Origin of the sequence: Aquidulcibacter paucihalophilus (assembly GCA_030285985.1) — a bacterium.
In the GTDB taxonomy this organism is placed as follows: Bacteria; Pseudomonadota; Alphaproteobacteria; order Caulobacterales; family Caulobacteraceae; genus Brevundimonas.
Window position 1 is genome coordinate 961,017 of the sequence record CP127384.1, and the last position, 16,367, is coordinate 977,383.

Annotated in this window: 16 protein-coding genes and 1 other RNA gene; 8 read left to right on the forward strand and 9 right to left on the reverse strand. The window is 69.4% G+C overall.

Going from position 1 to position 16,367, the window contains the following annotated elements; genetic code table 11:
- Positions 1-94 precede the first annotated feature (94 nt).
- Both KB221_04680 and KB221_04685 read right to left on the reverse strand, forming a co-directional pair.
- Complete coding sequence (locus tag KB221_04680; GenBank protein WIY70329.1) at positions 95-1,693, reverse strand: ATP-binding protein; 1,599 nt, start codon at positions 1,691-1,693, stop codon at positions 95-97.
- Positions 1,690-2,421 (reverse strand): response regulator, encoded by a 732-nt coding sequence (locus KB221_04685; GenBank protein ID WIY70330.1) that lies wholly within the window; start codon positions 2,419-2,421, stop codon positions 1,690-1,692. The genes KB221_04680 and KB221_04685 overlap by 4 nt, the downstream gene beginning before the upstream one ends.
- A 130-nt stretch (positions 2,422-2,551) precedes the next feature.
- Between KB221_04685 and KB221_04690 the strand changes: the two genes are divergently transcribed.
- Positions 2,552-3,454 (forward strand): hypothetical protein, encoded by a 903-nt coding sequence (locus KB221_04690; GenBank protein WIY70331.1) that lies wholly within the window; start codon positions 2,552-2,554, stop codon positions 3,452-3,454.
- Positions 3,455-3,509: 55 nt separating this feature from the next.
- Positions 3,510-4,793: a S41 family peptidase gene (locus KB221_04695; GenBank protein ID WIY70332.1), complete on the forward strand. Its 1,284-nt coding sequence runs from the start codon at positions 3,510-3,512 to the stop codon at positions 4,791-4,793.
- Here the strand turns inward: KB221_04695 and purT are convergent.
- The 4 genes from purT to tkt are packed head-to-tail and all read right to left on the reverse strand — an operon-like array spanning position 4,790 to position 9,193.
- On the reverse strand, positions 4,790-5,983 hold the full coding sequence (gene purT, locus KB221_04700) for a formate-dependent phosphoribosylglycinamide formyltransferase (protein ID WIY70333.1): 1,194 nt from the start codon (positions 5,981-5,983) through the stop codon (positions 4,790-4,792). The two genes, KB221_04695 and purT, sit on opposite strands and share 4 nt — an antisense overlap.
- A gap of 17 nt (positions 5,984-6,000) precedes the next feature.
- Complete coding sequence (locus KB221_04705) at positions 6,001-6,846, reverse strand: alpha/beta hydrolase-fold protein (GenBank protein ID WIY70334.1); 846 nt, start codon at positions 6,844-6,846, stop codon at positions 6,001-6,003.
- Positions 6,843-7,241 carry a VOC family protein gene (locus KB221_04710; GenBank protein WIY70861.1) on the reverse strand — a complete coding sequence of 133 codons (399 nt, stop codon included), beginning with the start codon at positions 7,239-7,241 and terminating at the stop codon, positions 6,843-6,845. Before KB221_04710 ends, KB221_04705 begins: the two co-directional genes overlap by 4 nt.
- Entirely contained in the window at positions 7,238-9,193 is a 1,956-nt protein-coding gene (tkt, locus tag KB221_04715; GenBank protein WIY70862.1) for a transketolase, read from the reverse strand. The genes KB221_04710 and tkt overlap by 4 nt, the downstream gene beginning before the upstream one ends.
- 142 nt (positions 9,194-9,335) lie before the next feature.
- Here tkt and KB221_04720 point away from each other — a divergent pair, with 142 nt between their 5' ends.
- The 6 genes from KB221_04720 to KB221_04745 all read left to right on the forward strand — a co-directional run bounded on the left by KB221_04720 (position 9,336) and on the right by KB221_04745 (position 12,097).
- Entirely contained in the window at positions 9,336-9,593 is a 258-nt protein-coding gene (locus tag KB221_04720) for a hypothetical protein (protein WIY70335.1), read from the forward strand.
- A complete protein-coding gene (zapA, locus tag KB221_04725; protein ID WIY70336.1) occupies positions 9,593-9,910 on the forward strand; it encodes a cell division protein ZapA in 318 nt (105 codons plus the stop codon). Before KB221_04720 ends, zapA begins: the two co-directional genes overlap by 1 nt.
- Before the next feature lie 51 nt (positions 9,911-9,961).
- Positions 9,962-10,122: non-coding RNA, 6S RNA (gene ssrS / locus KB221_04730), on the forward strand.
- Positions 10,123-10,238: 116 nt separating this feature from the next.
- The gene (locus KB221_04735) at positions 10,239-10,784 is read left to right on the forward strand and encodes a 5-formyltetrahydrofolate cyclo-ligase (GenBank protein WIY70337.1); all 546 of its coding nucleotides are present in this window, start codon (positions 10,239-10,241) and stop codon (positions 10,782-10,784) included.
- Complete coding sequence (locus KB221_04740) at positions 10,781-11,605, forward strand: TIGR00282 family metallophosphoesterase (protein WIY70338.1); 825 nt, start codon at positions 10,781-10,783, stop codon at positions 11,603-11,605. Before KB221_04735 ends, KB221_04740 begins: the two co-directional genes overlap by 4 nt.
- 207 nt (positions 11,606-11,812) lie before the next feature.
- Complete coding sequence (locus KB221_04745) at positions 11,813-12,097, forward strand: BlaI/MecI/CopY family transcriptional regulator (protein ID WIY70339.1); 285 nt, start codon at positions 11,813-11,815, stop codon at positions 12,095-12,097.
- Between the two features lies 1 nt (position 12,098).
- On the opposite strand, the gene KB221_04750 is transcribed toward KB221_04745, so the two are convergent.
- From KB221_04750 to purL, 3 genes are read right to left on the reverse strand one after another with little or no spacing between them, the layout of a single operon-like run.
- Complete coding sequence (locus KB221_04750; protein ID WIY70340.1) at positions 12,099-13,667, reverse strand: alkaline phosphatase D family protein; 1,569 nt, start codon at positions 13,665-13,667, stop codon at positions 12,099-12,101.
- Between the two features lie 52 nt (positions 13,668-13,719).
- Positions 13,720-14,151, reverse strand: coding sequence for a DUF305 domain-containing protein (locus tag KB221_04755; protein WIY70341.1), 432 nt, complete (start codon positions 14,149-14,151; stop codon positions 13,720-13,722).
- Positions 14,151-16,367, reverse strand: a complete 2,217-nt coding sequence (gene purL, locus KB221_04760) for a phosphoribosylformylglycinamidine synthase subunit PurL (GenBank protein WIY70342.1) — start codon at positions 16,365-16,367, stop codon at positions 14,151-14,153. Before purL ends, KB221_04755 begins: the two co-directional genes overlap by 1 nt.

Consider the following 16,367-nt stretch of genomic DNA (forward strand, 5'->3'; position numbering starts at 1 on the left):
CGGTGTCAGGGTTGGCGCTTCAATGAAGCCGACGGGCGCGGTGATCAACCCCGCGCCCGTAACAAGACGTGATCGACTGTAACGCTTCGGGCGGTCAGTCCGCTGAGGCCAGGGGGAGGTCCAGCCGGGCGACCAAGCCGCCGTCGCTCCGGTTGGTCAGGGTGACATCGCCGCCATGGGCGCGCGCCGCCTGACGGGCGACGGTCAGGCCAAGGCCCGCCCCGCCGGTCTCGCGGCTGCGGGAACGCTCCGCGCGGTGGAAGGGCTCGAACACGGCCTCGAGTTCGTCTTCGGGCAGGCCGGGGCCGTCATCCTCCACCGTGATCACCGCGCGACCGTCCATGGCGAAGGCCTTCACCCGGGCCGCGCCGCCGTATTTGACGGCGTTGGCGATCAGGTTGGCCAGGGCGCGCCGCAGGGCGGCGGGATCGGCCTCGACCCCCAGGGCACCGCCGCCGTCGAAGGCCACGGCACCGCCGGTCTCGGAGAAGCCCGCGGCGCAGTCGGCGGCGAGCGCGTCCAGATCGAAGGTCTCGCGCCGTTCAGGCGTTGCCTCGCCCCGCACATAGGCCATGGCCTGGGCGATGAGGGCATCCATCTCCTCGATGTCAGCGGCCATGCGGTCGCGCACAGCCTCGGGTGCCTGTTCGGCGCGGAAGCGCAGACGGGTCAGGGGGGTGCGCAGGTCGTGCGCGATCGCGGCGACGGTCTGGGTCCGGCGGCGCATGTGGTCACGCAGGGAGGCCTGCATGTCGTTGAAGGCGTGGATGGCGGTGCGCACCTCGCTGGGGCCGGAGGGCGTCAGCGGCTCGGCCTCGGGATCGGCACCCAGCCGTTCGGCGGCGTCGGCAAAGACGCGGATCGGCCGGGTCAGCCTGCGCGCCATCCACCAGACCAGCGGTGCCAGCAGCAGCATGGATATGCCGAGGGCCAGCAGAATGCGCTGCTGCCAGGGCGAAAGCAGGCCACGCGGCGGCTCGACCGTGGCCCAGCGTCCGTCCGGCTGTCGAACGGAGGCGGAGAAGGGCGCGAAGGTCAGGCTGTCGGCCCGGACGGTGAACTGGCGGGTTTCCCGGTCGATGACGAAGGCCTCGCCCTGCGGACCGGGAGGCCCGGTGTGGTGCATCCGCAGCTGGGCCTCGATGTCGGCACCGCGACGCACGATCACCGTCTGTTCGGACGAGGGGGCAGGAACAGGAACCATGATGCCGGGCGCTGCAGCCGACGGCGCGCGTGGTGCATCCCGCCCGACCTTGTCCGGACCTCCGTCGGGGCGGAATTCGGGGCGCACCAGAACGAAGTCCACACGCCCGTTGACCGAGACGTCCTCAGTCGGGCCGGGCGCGCGCCGGCGACCCTGGCCGTGATCGACCGTGACCCTGACAGCGTCCGGTTCAACCCCCAGCCGCTGGGCGAGTCCGGCGCGGATGGCCAGGGCCATCGGGTCCAGCCCGTTGTCGATCTCCGGTCCCGGCGGCCGGTCGACGATCCGGCGACGCAGGGCGCGGCCGTCGGCCGTCTCGGCCGGCTCGCCCTTCAGGGCGTCGGCCGCGGCGCCGATGCTGAAGCCGGCCGGGCGAGGCTCGGGCGCAAACACGACCACGCCGAAAGCCACCGCCTGGGACATGATCACGGCCAGCACGGCCAGGGCCGCTACCTGGACCATGACGGGGAAGGACGAGGGGCGCCTCATGCGGCACCCCGGATCGGACCGTTGTGGCGCTCGACCCTGACGTCGAACATATAGCCCTCGCCGCGCAGGGTCTGGATCATTTCCAGACCGGAGCCGTCATCCAGCTTCTTTCGAAGCCGACTGATCTGCACATCCATGGCCCGGTCGAAGACATCGGCCTCGGCGCCCCGGGCGCGTTCCAGCAGCTGGTCGCGGGTCAGGACACGGCCCGGCCGTTCGGCGAAGGCGCGCAGCAGGGCGAACTCCCCGGCCGACAGGGACACGGCCCGCCCATCCGGCCGGGTCAGTTCCCTGCGCAGAAGATCAAGCCGCCAGCCGGCGAAGGTCAGGGCCGGGCCTTCGGCCGCGGCTTCGTCGCGCGGGCGGCGCAGCACGGCGCGGACGCGGGCCAGCAGTTCGCGGGGATTGCAGGGTTTGGCCAGGTAGTCGTCGGCCCCGAGCTCCAGGCCGATGATCCGGTCGGTGTCCTCGCCCATGGCCGAGAGCATGACGATCGGTGGTCCCTTGCCGGCCAGACGGCGGCAGACCGACAGCCCGTCCTCGCCCGGCATCATCAGGTCAAGCACAATGAGATCCGGTGCCTGCTGCGCGACGGCACGATCCATTTCCGCGGCCGAGGCGGCACCGACCGCGTCGTAGCCGTGCAGGACCAGATAGTCGCACAGCACCTCGCGGATGCCGGGGTCGTCGTCGACAACGAGAATACGGGGAGCGGCGTCGGCTTGCATGGAGGACATTGTGGCGAACCTGACGCTCGCCGTCATTTCAGCTTTGAAACAAACGGCGCGACGCCTGAAACACTCCGGCAAGCCGGCCGTGTTCGAACAAGGGCCGCACAACAACGGGAGCCGACCGCTCATGCTGACCCTGATCGCCCTTTCCGCCGCCCTGCTGCAGGAGCCGCCGGCCCCGCCCGCACCGCCCGAGGTCCGTACCCGGATCATGCTGATGGGCGCAGATGGACCCGGCGGCCTCGACAAGGATGGCGACGGGCAGATCACGCGCGAGGAGTTCGCCGCGCCGATGAACGACCATTTCGCCCGTATGGATGCGAACAGCGACGGTCGCCTGTCGACCGGGGAACTGTCGGCCGGTCATGTGGAGATGGCGGGCGACGATCACGACATCATGATGATGCATGGTCCCGGTGGTCCGGGTGGCCCGGGCGAGCGGCATATCGAGATCCATCGTGTCGGTGGCGGCGAACCGGGTGTCCGGGTCGAGCGGGTGGTTACCCAGACACAGTTCGTCGCCGGCGAGCCCGGTGCAGACGGCCGGCGTGAGATCGTGATCCACAGCGGACCCGGAGGGCCCGATGGCCCGGCCGGTGCCGAGGGGCACCGCGAAACCTGGGCAGAATGGTCGGCCCGACGGGGGCAACAGCCGGGCGGAGGCCACGGCCCCGCCGGCGCGCCGCCGCGGATCGAGCTGCGCCGCGCAGACGGGCCGGGCGGTGAGCCCCGGGTCATGGTCTTCTCGGGCCCCGAGGGTCTGGCCGAACTCGGCGGGGCCCTCGGCGAGGGCGGGCCGGGTCAGCGGGTCGAGATCAGGCGCGTCGGAGGCCCCGGCGGTGAGAACGACCTGGACTCCGACAACGACGGCAAGGTCAGCGAGGCCGAATTCAGCGCCCCCCTGCGCGAAGCCTTCGCGCGGATGGATGCCGATCGTTCGGGCTTCATCGAGCCGGGTGAGCGCGGTTCCGGCGACGGCACCGAGGTCTTCGTGCATCGCTTTGAAATGCGACAGAACAGTGAAGACTGATCCGTAGGGCGGCCTGGTGGATTGAACCCTGGTCCTGGTGCCCTCTAATGGCACCATGATCCTGCGACGCTCCTTCCGGATGCTGACAGTCACGGCGGCGATGAGTCTTGTGCTCATCGCCGCGCCTGTCCTTGCGGCCGATCCCGAGGCGCCGACGCCCGTCCCTGTCGCCGCAGCCGTCGCCAGTCCCGAGCGGGCCCGGATGAACCAACGGGTCTTTGACCGCGTCTGGTATGAGGTGCGGGGCCAGTATTACGATCCCGAGCTGCACGGCGTGGACTGGAACGCTGCGCGCCGGACCTGGCGGCCGGTCGCGCTCGCGGCGCCGGACGACCGGACCCTTTACCGCGCGCTCGGTGAGATGCTCGATCTGCTGGACGACGACCATGCGGGGGCCTCTCCGCCGGCCGTGGCTCGCCGCCAGGACACGGTCCGTCAGCGCCGCGCCGCCATCGGCGTGTCCCTGCGCCCCGAGCCGTCGGGCGAAAGCTATCTGATCGAACAGGTCCGGCCGGACTCGCCCGCCGCAGAGGCCGGTCTGGCTGTGGGCTGGCGGCTGGTCACCGGCGAAGGGGCACCATGGACCCCCGAACAGGATATTGCCGAGGGTCGGCCCGTGACCCTGTCGCTGGTCGATACCGACGGCGCAGCCCGGACCCTGACCCTGATCCCGCGCCTGATGGAGCCCGCGCCGGCCTTTGTCGCTGACCATTCCCGACCGGGTGTGCTGGTGCTGACCGTGGACGGCTTCGAGGCGGGGCTGGGCCGGTGGATGGGCGATCAACTGGCGAACCTGCCGCCCGAGACGGACGTGATCATCGATCTGCGCGGCAACCCCGGTGGGCGGCTGGCCGAGGCCGATGCCGTGCTGAGCTGTTTCCTGCCGCGTGACCGGCTGTGGGCCGCGCGCACAGGCCGCTCGGGTCGCCGGGTGGACCTGAGGACCGCCGGCGGCTGCGGCGATCTGGATCAGCCCGTGACGAACGAGGTGGCGATTCTGGTGGACGCCAACAGCCGCAGCGCCGCCGAGCTGACGCCCGCCGCTCTTCAGGAGGCGGGACGCGCGGTGGTGGTCGGGGCTCCTACGGCGGGGTCCGTCCTGATCTCCCAGGAGACCCGGCTGCCGGACGGCGGACGCCTGAGCCTCAGTCGGGCTGACTTCGTCACGGTCGGCGGGGTTCGGCTCGAAAAGCGCGGCGTGACGCCCGATGTGGCCGCGCCCCTGACCCCGGAGGACCGGCTTGCCGGTCGTGACCCCGGTCTGGGGGCCGCCCTGGCCGCCCTGGCCGGCCCCCGTTCCGGGCCCGTGGTGGCGCTCCAGGCCGCCCCGGCGCTCTAGCCCGCGACCACCCGAACCCGCGACGCCGCCTCGCGCGCGCGTTCGCGGGCCTGTTCGACGGTGTCGCCGCGCGCCGTGGCCACGCCCATGCGGCGGCTGACATAGCTCTCGGGCTTGCCGAACAGGCGAAGGTCGGCGGTCGGCACCGACAGGGCCTCCGCCACGCCCTCGAAGGCGACCCCCACCGCATCCATGCCGCCATAGATGACCGCGCTGGCACCGATGTCGCGCTGGCTGACGTCGACGGGCAGGCCGAGGATGGCGCGGGCGTGCAGGGCGAATTCGCTCATGGTCTGGGTCGCGAGGGTCACCAGGCCCGTGTCGTGCGGTCGCGGCGACACCTCCGAGAACCAGACCTGGTCGCCCTTCACGAACAGCTCGACTCCGAACACCCCGAGGCCGCCGAGCGCATCGGTGACCTTGCGGGCGATGTCCTGTGCCGAGGCGAGGGCGGCGGGCGTCATCGCCTGCGGCTGCCAGCTCTCGACATAGTCGCCCTTGACCTGACGGTGGCCGATGGGGGCGCAGAAGTCGGTGCGAACCGCGCCGTCACGCAGGGAGCGAACGGTCAGCAGGGTGATTTCGAAGTCGAAATCGATCCGGCCTTCGACGATCACCGTCGCGGTCTCGACCCGCCCGCCGGACTGGGCATAGGCCCACGCGTTGGCGGCGTCCTCGAGCGCGTCGATCATCGACTGGCCCTTCCCCGACGACGACATCACCGGCTTGATGAAGACCGGCAGGCCGATGCGGTGGGCCGCCTCGGCCAGTTCGGCGGCGGAGGTGGCGAAGGCATAGGGGCTGGTGGGCAGGCCGAGGTCCTCGGCGGCCAGCCGGCGGATGCCCTCGCGGTTCATGGTCAGCTGGGTGGCCCGCGCGGTCGGGATCACCGTCGCCAGCCCGGCGGCCTCGATCTGCGCCAGCACATCCGTGGCGATGGCCTCGATCTCGGGCACGATGATGTGCGGGGCCTCGGCCAGGATGACGCCGTTCAGCACCTGCGGATCGGTCATCGGAATGACGTGGCTGCGATGGGCCACCTGCATGGCGGGGGCGTTGGGATAGCGGTCGACAGCGATGACCTCGGCACCCAGCCGCTGCAGCTCGATGGCCACCTCCTTGCCGAGCTCGCCCGCGCCGAGAAGCATGACGCGGACGGCGCTGTCGGAGAGAGGGGTGCCGAGTTTCATGGGTTGCTTTCCAGCGGTCAGTTCGCGGGCGGGGGTACGGCGTACAGGCGGCGGACCGCGTCGAGCGCGGCCCCGTGATAGATGGTGGCGTGGGTTTCATCCGGGCGCGGCTGGAAGGTCCAGGTCAAGCCGGGGCTGGCGTGTTCCCGCAGGTTGGCGGTCAGGGTCTCCATCAGCGCCTGCGCTTCGGCCCCCTCGTTCCCCATGGTCAGGATCAGGGTACGCGCATCGTTCGAATGGTCGCGAAGGTGAGCGCCCGACTGTTGCGCCAACCGTCCGCCGTCCCACCAAAGGCTGGGGCTCACGGCGACCCAGGCGTCGAACATCTGCGGTTCCTTGAGGAAGGTCTCAACGACGAAGAGACCCGCCAGCGACTCGCCCATCAGCGCGGTCTCGCCGTTGGTGCGGAAGCGGGACTCGACGAACGGCTGGACCTCATCGGCGATGAAGCGCCGAAACCGTTCGGACTGGCCGTGTGTCGGATAGCGCGCGATCAGTTCCGGGTTTTCTGTCGGCAGGGCCAGTTCGTTGCGGCGATCCACCGAGGCGATCCCGATCAGGATGATGTCCCGCGTCGTGCCGTTGACTGTGCCCAGCTGGGCCAGGCCCGAGATGTGATGGAAGTCCTGCCAGGTCGTCCCGCCATCCAGCAGATAGAGCACCGGGTAGCTGCGGCCACTTTCTGCATAGCCGGGCGGGAGCCAGACATTGATCTCGCGCGTCGCGCCCAGGACTGCGGAGGGCAGGGCGTAGGACTGGCCGATGACGATCGGCGTCGGTTCCGACTGCGCCTCGACTGGCGATGCCGCCGCCAGAATCGCGCCGGTCGCCAACAGGGCCGCGATCGCGCTTCGCAAACTCATCTCGTCTCCCCGGCCGGTTCGATCAGATCCCAGGCGTTGCCGTACAGATCCTCGAAGACGGCGACCACGCCGTACTCCTCGCGCCGGGGCGTTTCGCGGAAGTGGACGCCTGCCGTGAGGAAGGCCGCATGGTCCCGGTCGAAATCCTCGGTCTCGAGGAACAGCCAGACGCGCCCGCCGGACTGGTTGCCGACCGCGGCCCGCTGTTCGTCCGTTACGGCGCGCGCGAGCAGCAGGGAGGTCTGGCCGCCGCGCGGCGTGACCCGGACCCATCGCTTGCCCCCGCCCCGATCGGCGTCTTCGCTCAGTTCAAACCCCAGCTTGCCGACATAGAAGGCGATGGCCTCGTCATAGTCGCGGACCAGCAGGCTGAAGGCGGCGATGTGGGCCATCAGCCCTTGAGCCGTGCCTTCGCCGCCGCGACCACCGCGTCCGTGGTGATCCCGAACTTCTCGTACAGAACTTCGGCCGGAGCGCTGGCACCGAAACCGGTCATGCCGACGAAGGCACCGTCCTCGCCGATGAACCGTTCCCAGCCCTGCTGGATGGCGGCCTCGACGGCGACGCGGACCGTGCCGCGGCCGATGACCGAGGCCTGGTATTTGGCGGTCTGCTCAAAGAAGAGCTCGAAACAGGGAACCGAGACGACGCGGGTCGGCGTGCCTTCGGCCTCCAGCACATCGGCGGCGGCGAGCGCGAGCGCCAGTTCCGTGCCCGTGCCGAACAGGGTGACTTTCGCCGTGCCCTTGGCGGCCCGGATTTCATAGGCCCCCCTGGCCGACAGATTTCCGTCCGAAGCGACGGTGCGCACGGCCGGGGTCTTTTGACGCGACAGGGCCATGGCCGAGGGTGCGGTCTTGTGCTCCAGCGCCGCCTGCCAGCACTCCATGGCCTCGACCGTATCGGCCGGGCGGAAGACGAGCAGGTTCGGAATGGCGCGCAGGGCGGCCAGATGCTCGACCGGCTGGTGCGTCGGGCCGTCCTCGCCGAGGCCGATGCTGTCATGGGTCAGGACGTGGATCGCCCGCACGCCCATCAGGGCACCGAGGCGGATCGCCGGGCGGCTGTAGTCCGAGAACACCATGAAGGTGCCGCCGTAGGGGATGATCCCGCCGTGCAGCGCCATACCGTTCATGGCCGCGGCCATACCGAACTCGCGGATGCCCCAGTTGACGTAGCGGCCTTCATAGGACGGCGCGTCGAAGATCGGCGTGCCCTTGACGAAGGTGTTGTTCGAGCCGGTCAGGTCGGCCGAGCCGCCGACCAGTTCGGGGATGGCGGCGAACAGTTCGTCCAGCGCCGCGCCCGACGACTGGCGCGTGGCCTGGGCCGGCTTCGTCTCGACCAGTTCGGCGATCTTCGCATTCAGGGCGTCGAAGGCACCCGCCGGCAGGTCGCCCTTCATGGCCCGCGTGAAGTCGGCCGCCTGCGACGAGGCGTTCAGCCGGGCTTCCCAGGCCTTGCGCTCCTTCGCGCCGCGGCGTCCGACCTTCTTCCAGGCCTTTTCGATCGCCTCAGGCAGTTCGAACGGCTCGTGGGTCCACGACAGACCGAGGCGCGTGGCCGCGATCTCGGCCGCGCCCAGCGCGGCACCGTGGGTCTTGTGGCTGCCTTCCATGGTGGCGGCGCCGCGGCCGATCTTCGTCCTGCAGGCGATGAGGGTCGGCTTGTCCTGGCGCGTCGCCCACTGCAGGGCTGACTTGATGGCCTTCATGTCGTGGCCGTCGATGGCCTTGACGGCCCAGCCGGCGGCCTTGAAGCGTGCCTTCTGGTCGGTGGCGTCCGACAGGGAAACGGCCCCGTCGATGGTGATGGCGTTGTCGTCCCACAGCACGGTCAGCTTGTTCAGCTTGTAACGGCCGGCCAGGGCGATCGCCTCCTGCGACACGCCCTCCATCAGACAGCCGTCGCCGGCGATCACCCAGGTGCGGTGGTCGACCAGGTCCTTGCCGTATTTGGCGGCCAGATGGCGCTCGGCCATGGCGAAGCCGACGCTGTTGGCGAGGCCCTGGCCCAGCGGACCGGTGGTCGTCTCCACGCCCGGCATATGGCCGAACTCGGGGTGACCCGCGGTCTTCGAGCCCCACTGGCGGAAGTTCGACAGCTCGTCCCTGGTCGCGGCCTTGTAGCCGGTCAGGTGCAGCAGGCTGTAGATCAGCATCGAGCCGTGGCCGGCCGACAGGATGAAACGATCCCGGTCCGCCCAGTCGGGGCGGCTGGCGTCGAACTTCAGGAATTTCGAGAACAGCACCGTGGCCACATCGGCCATGCCCATCGGCATGCCGGGGTGGCCGCTCTTCGCCTTCTCGACCCCGTCCATGGACAGCACCCGGATGGCGTCGGCCATCTGCTTGGGCGTAGCTTTTTCGGATACGGTCTTGCTGTTGGCCACGGGCGGCACTTTCGTCGGGAGGCGGAAAAAGGGAGGCGCGCCGCTTTACCCCGACGCGTCGGCGGGTTCTATACGGATTCTGGAGGATGTGACCCGAATGGACGCTGCATCGGCCGCCAAGGACCGAGTCGACCGCGCGCTGGCGCTGCTGGAACGCCGTCTGCTGGAGCTCAAGAGCCGGGCGGCCGGCTCCAGCCGCGTGCCGGACGACGACCTGTTCGCGCCTGAACCGTCGACCGAGACAGACCGCGCGCGCATCCATGAGCTGGAAGCCGCCGGCCGGGATGCCGCCGAGGCCCTGTCGCACGCCGCCGATGCGATTCGCGAAAGTCTTGCCGAACAGGAGGCCCGCTGATGGCGACGGTGACCGTCGAGATCAACGGCCGCCCCTATGCCGTCGGTTGCGCCGACGGCCAGGAAGAGCGCGTCCGCATCCTCGCCAAACAGTTTGACGGCCATGTGCGTCAGGTGGCGGGCGAGGTCGGCCATGTCGGCGACATCCGCCTGTTCCTCATGGCGGGGCTGATGCTGGCCGACGAACTGCATGAGGTCCGGCTGGGCAATCCCGGTGCCTCCGCCGTGGCCGCCGCGGCCTCTGCCTCGACCGACGGCGTGGCCGAGGCGCTGAACGCCGTCGCGGCCCGGCTGGAGAAGATCGCCCAGGGTCTGTGACCCCCGGCCATTGTTCCGCCCCCGCTTAGGGACTATCTTGGTCAACGGCGGGTCCTGCTGCGGCTCTCGTCGAAGGCAACATTTCCTTGCGACCTTAATTCACTCAAAGGGAGCTGTCCCTGATCAGGCCCGTGGGCCTGGGCACACGGCGCCCACCTGGCTACCCAGGTCGAGAGGATTTAAACGCCCTTCACGGTTCTTGCGGCGCCGCCAACCCTTCCCCTTTTCCGGACGCTGACGCCCGCGATGCGGCCGCGCGCTGCTTGAGCGCGGTTGCTGCGCGCGGTACGGCTGGCCGGCGTGTTCGACGCGGCCGGCGGCTTCTTTCATGACTGACAAACATCAGCTCCGCGCCGCCATGCGGGCCGCCCGCAAGCGTCTGGCCGGGCTGGATGCGGGTGCGGCCGGCCGCGCAGCGGAACAGGCCGGGGCCCTGCCGCCCGGACGGGTCGTCGCCGTCTATCGCGCCATCGGATCCGAACTGGACGTCGAGGCCCTGTCGCACGCCCTGATCCAGGCCGGCCGCGAACTCTGCCTGCCGGTGGTGATCGAGCGGGACGCCCCGATGATCTTCCGTCGATGGTCTCCGGGCGAGCCGCTGGAACTGGACGAAGCCGGCGTACCCGCGCCGTTTCCGCTCGCCGAGGTGGTTGAGCCCGATCTGATCCTGACGCCGCTGCTGGCCTTCGATGCCCGGGGCGGTCGGCTGGGGCAGGGCGGGGGCTATTACGACCGGACCTTCGCCGCGCGGCCTGATGTCACCCGGATCGGCTTCGCCTATGCCGGCCAGCAGGTCGACGACCTGCCCGTCGAATCCCACGACATCCGTCTGCATGGCGTTCTGACCGAGACCGGCTATAGACCCTTCGCATGAGACTGGCTTTTTTCGGTGATGTCGTCGGCAAGTCCGGACGGGACGGGCTGAGCGATCACCTGCCCGGCCTGAAGCGCGACCTGAAACTCGATTTCGTGGTGGTCAATGCAGAGAACGCCGCGGGCGGTTTCGGCATCACCGAGAACACGGCGCGCGAGCTGTTCATGGCCGGTGCCGACTGCCTGACGCTGGGCAATCACAGCTGGGACCAGCGCGAGGCCCTGACCTATATCGTGCGCGAGCCGCGCCTGATCCGCCCGGCCAACTATCCGCGCCTGATGGACGCCCCCGGGGCGGGCGCCAATCTGTTCGAGACCCAGAGCGGCAAGACCGTGCTGGTCATGAATGTGCTGGGCCGCATCCACATGGATCCGATGGACTGCCCGTTCAGCGCGGTCGAGAAAGAGCTGGCCGCCTGTCCGATGGGCATGGCCGCCGACGCCATCATCGTCGACATGCATTGCGAGGCGACCTCCGAGAAGATGGCCATGGGCCATTTCTGCGACGGCCGCGCCTCGCTGGTGGTCGGCACCCACACCCATGTCCCGACCGCCGACTGCCAGATCCTGCCTGGCGGCACGGCCTACCAGACCGACGCCGGCGGCTGCTGCGACTACGACAGCGTCATCGGTAATGAGAAGGAAGAGCCCCTGCGGCGGTTCACGACCCGGCTGTCGGGCGGGCGCTACACCCCCGCGCACGGCCCGGCGACCATCTGCGGCGTCTATGTCGAGACCGACGACAAGACCGGTCTGGCCACGCGGGTCGAACCGATCCGGGTCGGCGGACGGTTGAGCCAGGCGATTCCTGTACCGGCTTGACGGAAAAGTTTACGAGCGTAATCTCATAGGATTACAAACGTAGTCTGAAGGTCTCGCCGTGCGCCCATCCCTGTCTCCCGTCCTCGCCGGCCTGATCGCGGGCGGTGTCGGGGTGGTCTGCCACTGGATCATTGAGGCCCGGATCGACCGCACGGTGCTGCGATCCTGAACCCGGCGCGCATACTGGCCACCCAGGCCGAGAGCGCGGTGCTCGCCGCGCTCTGGAGGCGCGGCCCCCTGTCTTTCGCCTCCCTGATCGAGGAGGTGAGGGCCGGCCAGCCCTGGGCGGACGCGACCATCAAGACCCTTCTGCATCGCCTGATGCAGAAGGGGGCGGTCCGTTCGCAGAAGGACGACGGCCGCCTGCGCTATCACGCCGTCATCGACCGCCAGGCCTATGTCGAGGGCGAGGTGCAGGACCTGCTGGACCGGCTGTTCGACGGCAAGCCTGATCGACTGGTCGCCTTGCTGGCGGACCGGCTCGACCTCTGAATCAGGCCGCGACCACCCGCGCGTCCCCGCTGGCAACAGCGAATTTCGCGCGCGTGGTCAGCGTGCCGCCCCGTTCCGACACCTTGTCCAGCACCTTGAACTCGGTCTGCCAGCGCTCTGGCGTCACGTCGCAGACGACATAGCCGCGCTGGGCGTTGTTGAACTTCAGGAACGGATTGTCGGCCAGATAGCGCCGCCCGTCCGCCCGCTGATCCTGACCGTCGCCCGATGAGCTGATCGAGGTGCCCACGAATTCCGAGGCGATCGGCGCGCCTTCCGGGTTGCGGCTGTCGCGGTAGAGCTCACCCGCATAGTTCTGATGCTCGTCGCCGGTCAGGACGATGGTGTTGCCGATCCGGCGTTCCCGCAGCCGGTCGAGCAGCCGTTGCCGCGGGATCGCATAGCCCGCCCAGCTGTCGAGATTGTAGCCGGGCTCCGGGCCCTCCTTGCGGTCCAGATCCATCACCATGATCTGCTGGGCCAGCACCTTCCAGTGCGCCTGCGACTGGTCGAGGTTGCGGTACAGCCAGGCCTCCTGGGCCTGACCGAGCACCTGGGCATCGCGGGCCGACACGGCGGCGCAGGTCGTGGCCCATGCGTCGTCGCAGGGCTGGTCCGAACGGTTCGACCGGGTGTCGAGGAAGTTGAGGTCCAGCAAGTCGCCCCATGCGGCGTGACGATACAGCTGCATCTCCGCCCCGCGCGGGAAGGCCGACCGGCGCAGCGGCATATGCTCATAGAAGGCCTGGGCCGCCGCCTGCCGGCGCAGCATGAAGACCTCGGGCGGCACGCCGTCGTCGATGTCGGAGACCCAGTTGTTCGCGATCTCGTGGTCGTCCCAGGTGACGAACCACGCGGCCGCGGCGTGGCTGGCCTGCAGGTCGGTGTCCAGCTTGTACTGGGCGTAGCGCCGCCGGTAGTCGTCGAGGCTGTAGACCTCGCCGCCCAGATGCTGGCGCGGGTTTTCGATGGTCCCGCCCGAGCCGGTGTAGGTCCGGTTGCCGCGACCCTCGTAGATGTAGTCGCCGTAGCAGTAGACGAAGTCCAGGTCCTCGCCCGCGATCTTGCGGTGGGCGGTGTAGAAGCCCTGCTCATAGGCTTGGCAGCCCAGCACGCCGAACCGGGCCTGCGCCACCGACGCACCGACAGCCGGGGCCGTTTTCGCCCGCCCCGAGGGGGTGCGTTCGGTGCCGGCCGTGAAGCGGTAGAAATAGTCGCGGCCGGGCTCCAGCCCCGCGACCTCGACGTGGACCGCGTGGCCGAGTTCGGGTTGCGCGATCGCCTCGCCCCTCTGCGCCACGTTGGAAAAGCCGCGATCGGTTGCGACTTCCCATTTTACCGGCACCGGAGCCGAGGGCATGCCGTGGCCGATCTCGAGCGGGCGGGGGGCCAGACGCGTCCAGATGACGAAGCCGTCAGGGGTCGGATCGCCGGCGGCGATGCCCAGCTGGAACGGGTATTCGGCGAAGACCGGATCGGCCAGGGCCTTGCGGCCGGACCCCAGCACGACCCCGCCGGCACCCAGCGCCAGCATGAGGCCTCGGCGGGAAACAGAATCGAGCGAACGCATGCGGACCTCCGGACGGCGACGGTCCAGACCTAGCCCGGATTTGTGACGCGCGTCACCGGGTCTCGGCGGGCGAAGGCCTCCAGGCCCGCATCTCGGCGATCTCCCGCGTCTGCGCGTCCTTGACCAGCCGGGCCATGCGCAGGATTTCCGGGTCGCGCGACTGCGCCAGCGCAACATCCGCCATGGCCACGGCGCCGCGGTGGTGTTCGATCATCTTGGCGATATAGGCCTCGTCCACGGTCTCGCCCGAGGCCTTCGCCATGTCGGCGTGCATGGCGGCTTCGGAGGCGGCAAAGGCCTGGTCGCCCGGCGTCGCGCCATGGCTGACCGCGTGCGCCGGGGCGGAAACAACGCCCTCCTGCACCGTCGCGGCGTGGTTCTCGGCCGAGGCGTCGCGCAGGGCCTGCTGGACGGGATCTCCGCCGCCGTCACAGGCCGACAGGGTCAGGGCGAGGGCGGTCAGGGCGATCGGGGCAAGGCGCATCAGGCGTGTCCTTCAATCCAGGTCGGCATCCAGCTCTCATGCATCTCGCGCAGGTGATCCAGCGGCAGGCGGAAGAGGTCGCCGCCGGGTCCGCCCGAGGCGAAATCCCGCCCGTTGGCGCGGCCGACCACCGAGGCGCGCAGGCCGGCGGCCTGGGCGGCGGTGAGGATCTCCGTCGCATCGGCCACGGCGACGAGATAGCGCGCCTGGTCCTCGCCGAAGAGCAGGATATGGGCGTGGGCGTCCGAGCTGGCATCCAGTTCGACACCACAGTCGGAAGCAAGGGCGATGTCCGCCGCCGCCCCGATCAGCCCGCCGTCCGACAGGTCGTGCACACAGGTCAGGGCTCCGGCCTCGATCTGCTCGCGGACGAAGTCGCCGGTCCGGCGCTCCAGTGCGAGGTCGACCGGCGGCGGGGCACCGTCCTCGCGGCCCAGCACTTCGCGCAGGTAGATGGAGGAGCCGAGCTCGCCCCTGGTCTCGCCGATCAGCACAAGGACATCGCCCTCGACCATGCCGCCGAAGCCGACCACCACATCGTAGTTGGTCAGCAGGCCGACAGCCCCGACCGTGGGGGTCGGCGGAATGGCCGCGCCGTTGGTCTCGTTATAGAGGCTGACGTTGCCGCTCACGACCGGGAAGTCCAGCACGCGGCAGGCCTCGGCCATGCCGTCGATGGCGCGGACGATCTGGCCCATGATCTCGGGCCGCTGCGGATTGCCGAAATTGAGGTTGTCGGTGATGGCGATGGGCCGGCTGCCGACGGCGGTCAGGTTGCGCCAGGCCTCTGCCACGGCCTGTTTGCCGCCCTCATAGGGGTCGGCCTGGACATAGCGGGGCGTGCAGTCCGAGGTCATGGCCAGACCCTTGTCCGTACCGTGCACCCGCACCACGCCCGCGTCGGCGGCGGTGGCCGAGTCGTGCAGGGTGTCGGCCATGACGTGGCGATCATACTGCTCCCAGATCCAGCGCTTGGACGCCATGTCGGGGCAGCAGACCACCTTGATCACCGCATCGACCCAGCTCTCGGGCGCGGGGACGTCGGCCGGGGCGAGGCGGGGCTGGAGCGTGGGCTGGACCCACGGACGATCATACAGGGGCGCGTCGTCGAACAGCGGGGCCAGCGGCACGTCGCAGACCGTTTCGCCATGGTGCTTCAGCACCAGCCGACCGGTGTCGGTGGTGACGCCGATCACGGCGGCGTCCAGTCCCCACTTCCTGAAGATCCGGTGGCCGTCTTCCTCGCGGCCCGGCTTCAGCACCGCCAGCATCCGCTCCTGGCTTTCCGACAGCATCATTTCATAGGCCGTCATCCCCTCTTCGCGCTGGGGCACGGCGTCCATGTTCAGCTCGATGCCGACTGCGCCCTTGCCGGCCATTTCGACCGAGGATGAGGTCAGGCCCGCGGCGCCCATGTCCTGAATGGCGGCGACCGCGCCCGAGGCCATCAGTTCGAGTGTCGCCTCGATCAGCAGTTTCTCGGCGAAGGGATCGCCGACCTGCACCGTCGGGCGCTTCTCGTCCGAATCCTCATCAAACTCGGCGGAAGCCATGGTCGCGCCGTGGATGCCGTCGCGGCCGGTCTTGGATCCGAAATAGACCACCGACAGGCCCGGCGCCGGGGCGGCCGAATAGAAAAGGGCATCGGCCTTGGCCACGCCCACGCACATGGCGTTGACCAGGATGTTGCCGTTGTAGCCGGCGTGGAAATTGGTCTCACCGGCCACCGTCGGCACGCCGACGCAGTTGCCATAGCCGCCGATGCCGGAGACCACGCCCTTGACCAGCCGCTTCGTCTTCTCGTGAGACGGATCGCCGAAGCGCAGGGCGTTGAGCAGGGCCACGGGCCGCGCGCCCATGGTGAAGACGTCGCGCATGATGCCGCCCACGCCCGTCGCCGCACCTTGATAGGGCTCGATGAAGCTCGGGTGGTTGTGGCTCTCCATCTTGAAGATGCACGCATCGCCATCGTCGATGTCGATGACCCCGGCGTTCTCGCCCGGTCCGCAGATGACGCGGGGACCCTTGGTCGGGAATTTGCCGAGGTGAATTTTCGACGACTTGTACGAGCAGTGCTCGGACCACATCACCGAGAACACGCCGAGTTCGACGTTGTTGGGCTCGCGCCCCAGCCGGTCCAGGACGACCTGATACTCGTTCGGAGCCAGGCCGTATTCGGCGGCCAGTTCGGCCATGGTCTTTTGGGGAGCGCTCAT

What these genes read in the sequence shown, in the direction of transcription:
- KB221_04755 (WIY70341.1), bottom strand. Translation starts at nt 14,151, where the DNA reads ATGCGCCTTGCCCCGATCGCCCTGACCGCCCTCGCCCTGACCCTGTCG.
- KB221_04695 (WIY70332.1), top strand. Translation starts at nt 3,510, where the DNA reads ATGATCCTGCGACGCTCCTTCCGGATGCTGACAGTCACGGCGGCGATG.
- KB221_04735 (WIY70337.1), top strand. Translation starts at nt 10,239, where the DNA reads ATGACTGACAAACATCAGCTCCGCGCCGCCATGCGGGCCGCCCGCAAG.
- purT (WIY70333.1), bottom strand. Translation starts at nt 5,983, where the DNA reads ATGAAACTCGGCACCCCTCTCTCCGACAGCGCCGTCCGCGTCATGCTT.
- zapA (WIY70336.1), top strand. Translation starts at nt 9,593, where the DNA reads ATGGCGACGGTGACCGTCGAGATCAACGGCCGCCCCTATGCCGTCGGT.
- KB221_04750 (WIY70340.1), bottom strand. Translation starts at nt 13,667, where the DNA reads ATGCGTTCGCTCGATTCTGTTTCCCGCCGAGGCCTCATGCTGGCGCTG.
- purL (WIY70342.1), bottom strand. Translation starts at nt 16,367, where the DNA reads ATGAGCGCTCCCCAAAAGACCATGGCCGAACTGGCCGCCGAATACGGC.
- KB221_04705 (WIY70334.1), bottom strand. Translation starts at nt 6,846, where the DNA reads ATGAGTTTGCGAAGCGCGATCGCGGCCCTGTTGGCGACCGGCGCGATT.
- KB221_04680 (WIY70329.1), bottom strand. Translation starts at nt 1,693, where the DNA reads ATGAGGCGCCCCTCGTCCTTCCCCGTCATGGTCCAGGTAGCGGCCCTG.
- tkt (WIY70862.1), bottom strand. Translation starts at nt 9,193, where the DNA reads ATGGCCGACGCCATCCGGGTGCTGTCCATGGACGGGGTCGAGAAGGCG.
- KB221_04720 (WIY70335.1), top strand. Translation starts at nt 9,336, where the DNA reads ATGGACGCTGCATCGGCCGCCAAGGACCGAGTCGACCGCGCGCTGGCG.
- KB221_04685 (WIY70330.1), bottom strand. Translation starts at nt 2,421, where the DNA reads ATGCAAGCCGACGCCGCTCCCCGTATTCTCGTTGTCGACGACGACCCC.
- KB221_04690 (WIY70331.1), top strand. Translation starts at nt 2,552, where the DNA reads ATGCTGACCCTGATCGCCCTTTCCGCCGCCCTGCTGCAGGAGCCGCCG.
- KB221_04740 (WIY70338.1), top strand. Translation starts at nt 10,781, where the DNA reads ATGAGACTGGCTTTTTTCGGTGATGTCGTCGGCAAGTCCGGACGGGAC.